This is a genomic window from Planctomycetia bacterium, from assembly GCA_034440135.1.
In the GTDB taxonomy this organism is placed as follows: domain Bacteria; phylum Planctomycetota; class Planctomycetia; order Pirellulales; family JALHLM01; genus JALHLM01.
In genome coordinates this window covers 1-4,875 of sequence record JAWXBP010000118.1, presented here as the reverse complement: position 1 = coordinate 4,875, position 4,875 = coordinate 1, and the positions used below count along the sequence as shown (strand labels likewise).

At 59.6% G+C, this 4,875-nt stretch carries 5 protein-coding genes; all 5 read left to right on the top strand.

Going from position 1 to position 4,875, the window contains the following annotated elements; translation table 11 throughout:
- The coding region (locus tag SGJ19_06635) for an SDR family oxidoreductase (protein MDZ4779909.1) at window positions 1-925 on the top strand (925 nt) is incomplete at its 5' end.
- A 682-nt stretch (window positions 926-1,607) separates the two neighbouring features.
- The gene (locus tag SGJ19_06630) at window positions 1,608-2,072 is read left to right on the top strand and encodes a prolipoprotein diacylglyceryl transferase (GenBank protein MDZ4779908.1); all 465 of its coding nucleotides are present in this window, start codon (window positions 1,608-1,610) and stop codon (window positions 2,070-2,072) included.
- A gap of 379 nt (window positions 2,073-2,451) precedes the next feature.
- The gene (locus tag SGJ19_06625; GenBank protein ID MDZ4779907.1) at window positions 2,452-2,721 is read left to right on the top strand and encodes a site-specific integrase; all 270 of its coding nucleotides are present in this window, start codon (window positions 2,452-2,454) and stop codon (window positions 2,719-2,721) included.
- Between the two features lie 9 nt (window positions 2,722-2,730).
- On the top strand, window positions 2,731-3,357 hold the full coding sequence (locus tag SGJ19_06620; GenBank protein MDZ4779906.1) for an IS4 family transposase: 627 nt from the start codon (window positions 2,731-2,733) through the stop codon (window positions 3,355-3,357).
- A gap of 257 nt (window positions 3,358-3,614) precedes the next feature.
- Window positions 3,615-4,875 (top strand): hypothetical protein (locus tag SGJ19_06615; GenBank protein ID MDZ4779905.1); only part of this gene is annotated, 1,261 nt, incomplete at its 3' end.

The following is a 4,875-nucleotide window of genomic DNA, read 5'->3' as shown; positions in this document are numbered from 1 at the left end:
CTCCCTTTTAGGTTTTGTCACCCCGTTCCTTATCGGAAACGGAGAAGGAGCCGCCACCTTTTCAATTCTTCAGTTCAACAGTGTTTGGGACATCCCCGCAGTGAATTACCTGTCGACCTACGCCGGGTTAAGGGGCGCGAACGTCGCCGGCACTAATCACGTCTTGAAACTCGCTTTTGACGCCGGCGCGAGAGAGTTCAATTACATCTCGACCACCTTCGTCTTCGGCTGGGCGAGGAAAAGCACGCTTTACGAGACAGACCGGAACGACAGCATGGACCGACTCGATTTCGGCTACAGCCAGTCGAAGTGGGTGGCCGAACAGGTTGTTAGGGACGCGGCACGGCACGGCCTGCGGACTAGAACCTTCCGCCCTGCGCTGATCACACCTTCCGCTTCCGGAGGTGGCTGCAGCAGCTTCGACATCGTGATCCGGCTGCTGGCGTTCATGATCAAGCACGGTATCGCCGTCGACGCGCTAAACCAAGTGAGCTTCGTACCGGTGGATGTCACGGCAAACAACATCGTCGCAATCGCCAACCAGCCCGACACTATTGATCGCACGTTCCACGTCACGCGGGATGAATACGCGAACATGGTCGAGGTCATCAACATCATCCACACGCGAACGGGCCGCACATTCGAGCACTTTGCGCTGCGGGACTTCGTGCCGGAGGTCATCCGCCGGTGCTCCCGATCGGATTTGCTTTATCCCTTGCTGGATTTTCTGATCGGATCGGTTGAGAACATTTCGGCGATGGAATTCAAGCGTTACGACAATTCGTCGTATCGGCGGGCACGCGCCGCGACGCCGTGGGGGCGCCCTGACCCGTCGATGGACGAGACGGTCGGCGGTATTCTTGCCTTCATGCAACGGCTGGCGATTATTGAACCCCCCGTCGAGAACCTGAGGCATACACCATGAAGCGGGCCCCCTCTACCCTTTGGACTAGGCGCCTCAGAGCTCGATGGCGGGGCCGGTCGGATTGTCCACCCTCAGCGATACTTCTCCGCTTGGCGGCCCACTATAGCTGGCTGAGTACCGCGCCTCCAGCCTGTCCGAGCTCTGCATTTTCACCACGCGATTGGACACTACCTTTGGTTTTCGGCAGAGGTCATGACGAACGTCCCAGCGCAAACGCAGACGCAACGCGACCGCCTCGCTTCACGGAAGCTTCCTGCCCCCTTTCTTCCGATCCTAAATCGCAACCAGCCTATGCTCGACTGGATTGCGGTCATCACCGGCCAGCCGACCTCTCTTGTCTTTGAACGTCTGCGCGAGGAACATTGGGACTTGGGCGCCAACGTTCGCGAGGCGCTTACGCGCGCAGGCTCGAGCCGTGGGCCTGGAGTGCTGGCTTGTCCGATTTCTACCGGGACAGTGACGCGTTCCTGTACGAAAACATTGCGTTCAACCGCACCCGCGCAAAGTGCCGAATGCGTGCCTGGATCGTGGTGGCACGACGATTGTCCCGGCACTACGTGCTGACCACCTTCGGTGACCGTCTGGTTGTGACCTACGGCGTCTTTCAGACCGCGGGACACGTGGTGGGCCTGGCCGTCTTTCTCACCTTGACGCCGCCGGACCTGGTGATTCGCTATCTGGTCTGCACGACCGTGTCTTCTTTCCCGCGGCGGCGATCTTTGCGCGCGTCATCTGTGGCATCACCGATCATTGGCCCAAGTTCCGCGCCCATCCGATCCAGTTCGTGCTCTCGGCCGAGAAGTTCAGTGCCTTCGGCGGCGTGATCGGCGGCGTAGGGAGCTTCGCGCTCTGCAACCTGTGGCTCGACATGGGCTTCGGTCTCTGGGCCATCGATGCCTTCGCCCTCGCCTTGATCGCCGGCGAGATCGTGTCGCGGTTCGGCTGCCATGCGAATGGCTGCTGCTACGGGCGGACGCTGACCGGCCCCCGCCGACGCGGGACGATCTCGGTCAGGTACGTTCATCCGCTACAGAAGGCGGTCTGGCACGGCGGCCATGACGGGGTCGCCCTCTATGCCGCACCGCTCTATCGGTCCGGCGAGTCCCCTTGCCGCTTCTGCCGTGCTGCAAAGGACCGACACGAATGACGCTCCTAACTTCGCCGTTTTCGGGTGCCAAGATTCGAGATCGATTGCGTTACACATAAGCTGCACCGTCGCTTGCCCATCGAGGCTCCTTCCACTGCGGTCGTCGGCCTTCTAAGGCGTTCTGGCGCGCCTCCATGATGACGGGCGTTCGACTGCGCGCTTTGCGACGTGCTGCCGGCTGCGGCGAAGTTCCGCTACGGGTCGCTATGCGGAGCTCTACATAGCGACCCCTATGCGCAGATCGCAACTATGCGCAGTTGGTTGGTCGCAGATGTCGCTGATGCAGGCGTGGCGCGGCATGTGACGAGGTTGGCCGACGCAGATCTGGACATAGTTTCTACTGCCGGGTGCACTGGTGGTCCCACTTCTGGAGACCGCCATGGGCGTCGTTCACCGTTCGCTGCGCACCGACATCAACTGGCTCGCTGACGGGCCGATCGGCCCGTACGTTGATGCGTTCAAGCGGCGCCTGACCGAGCGCAGGTACGCCGCGCACACCTTCGCCGGCTACTTGGCCAGCATCACGCATTTCGCACGCTGGGCGCGCAGCGGGCGCCTGCGGCTGCACCGGATCGACGAAGGGTCGATCGCCGAGTTCCTCGATGATCACCTGCCGCGGATAGGCGGGATAAAAGGCCTATTCGCGTAATCGCTCACTATCAGACATAGCCCAGACCGTAGATACGGTCGCATCAAGATTCCTCAGCCGCGGCACGTCAGTCCTTGGGTGCGCCAGCTCAAGCAAGCTCCGATTGCGATGAACGTGATCGAAGTCGTCGAGGTGGACGCGCCGTCAGGTGTGGAGCCCATCCGCTGGATTCTGTTTACTTCGTTACCGGTGGTAACCTTTGAGGAGGCGTGGGTAGTGATTGGCTACTACGAACTGCGGTGGCTGGTGGAGGAATATCACAAGGCGCTCAAGACGGGCTGTCGTGTGGAGTCTCCGCAGTTGAAGACGGCCGGTCGTTGGGAAGCGTTTGTTGGCCTGACCAGTGTGTTGGCGGCTCGCCTGCTCCAGCTGAAATCACTCGCCCGGACGAACCCCGAAGTTCCAGCCCAGCGCGTGGTGCCTGGCGTGTGGCTGAAGATGCTCAAGTTGGCCCGCAAGAATTTGCCCCGCGTTCACGATCTGACGGTTGGACAGTTTTATCGCGAAGTTGCCAAACTCGGCGGCTTCCTCGGGCGCAAGAGCGATGGCGAACCTGGATGGATTACAATTTGGCGAGGGTGGGAAAAACTCAACACCTACGTATTCGTTGCAAGCAAACTCAAACTTCAGATCTAGATGTGGGTACGGACAAGGCTGCGAGCCCATGCTACATGACCATTCAGTCGCCGCGGAATCACCAAAACAAAAGCCGCCGTCACCGTTGTCATGCTGATTGAACACGCGAAACGGCCCTGGTATCATGCTCTGGCACTTCTATGGAAGCTTCAACACTTTGGCAGGAGGTTGCGATGCTCACTCAAGTCTAAAGGAGGGAGATCACACTCCGAGTCCTCACACACTGCCGACCTGCGGGGAACAGAAAGTCGAATCCTATGGAACGAAGCATCGACGACGTCGTCGAAACCGTGCGGAAGGCGAAGGAACGCCAGAAGAAATGCACGCTGCTGATCGGTGCGGGTTGTTCCGTCAAAGCGAACGTCCCGTTGGCATCGGGTTTCGTGAAGCTCATCGAGCAGGAGTGGCCAGCGGCATACAAGCGAGCGGACAATCCGAAGGGATACCCGCAATGCATGGCGCAACTAGCACCCACCGAGCGACGCGACCTGATCGCCAAGTACGTCGATGAAGCCAAGATCAATTGGGCGCACATCGCGATCGCGCAACTCATCAAGCACGGTTATGTCGACCGCGTGCTGACCACCAATTTTGATCCGCTCGTTGTCCGTGCCTGTGCCTTAATCGGTACGTTCCCGGCCGTCTACGACTTCGCCGCTTCCCAGGTGTTGAAGCCCGCTGACATTCCCGGCGAAGCCGTTTTCTATTTGCATGGCCAGCGCACCGGCTTTGCGCTCATGAATACCAAGGAAGAATGTGCGGCGCATTCCCAACTGCTGGAGCCGCTGTTTCGAGACGCCGGCCAAGGCAGGACTTGGGTGGTCGTGGGCTACAGCGGCGAGAACGATCCCGTTTTCGATCACTTGGCCAACGTGCCGACTTTCGACAACAACCTGTACTGGGTGGGTTACAAGGATAGCGAGCCGGCCCTGCACGTCCGCGACAAACTGATCACCAATGGCAAGTACGCCTTTTATGTGAGAGGTTTCGACGCGGACGATTTCTTCGTCAAGTTGACCCAGGAACTGGGCAGCTTCCCGCCGCACTTTGTCAACCAGCCGTTCACGCACCTCGATGGGCAGTTCGACCTGCTCGTTCCGTACAAGGATCCGAATCAAGATGAATCGAGCGACGTGACGGACAAGGCGCGCACCCTGATTCGGCAAGCGATCAGTGAGTACGAAGGAGCAAAGAAGCCCCGGAAGGGAAGCCGGTCGACCAGGAAACCAAGGAAAGAACCATCGTTGGTCCTTCAGGTCATGCAGGACTTCATGGCCGGCGATTATGACAAGGTCATCGCTCAGCTTCCCGCCGGTGGCACGCCTATCCCAGAGGAATTGGTTGATGCTCTGTCGTGGGCCCATATCGCACAGGCTAACGCACTTTACGAGCAAGCGCAGACGAAGTCGGGCGCGGAGGCGGACCGGCTGTTTGACTTGGCGGCGGAGAAGTACGAGGTGGCGCTGAAGATCAAGCCGGACAAGCACGAGGCCCTGAACAACTGGGGCAACGCACTCT

Excerpts from the sequence above, each read along its gene's own strand:
- SGJ19_06625 (MDZ4779907.1), top strand. The coding sequence starts at position 2,452 with ATGGGCGTCGTTCACCGTTCGCTGCGCACCGACATCAACTGGCTCGCT.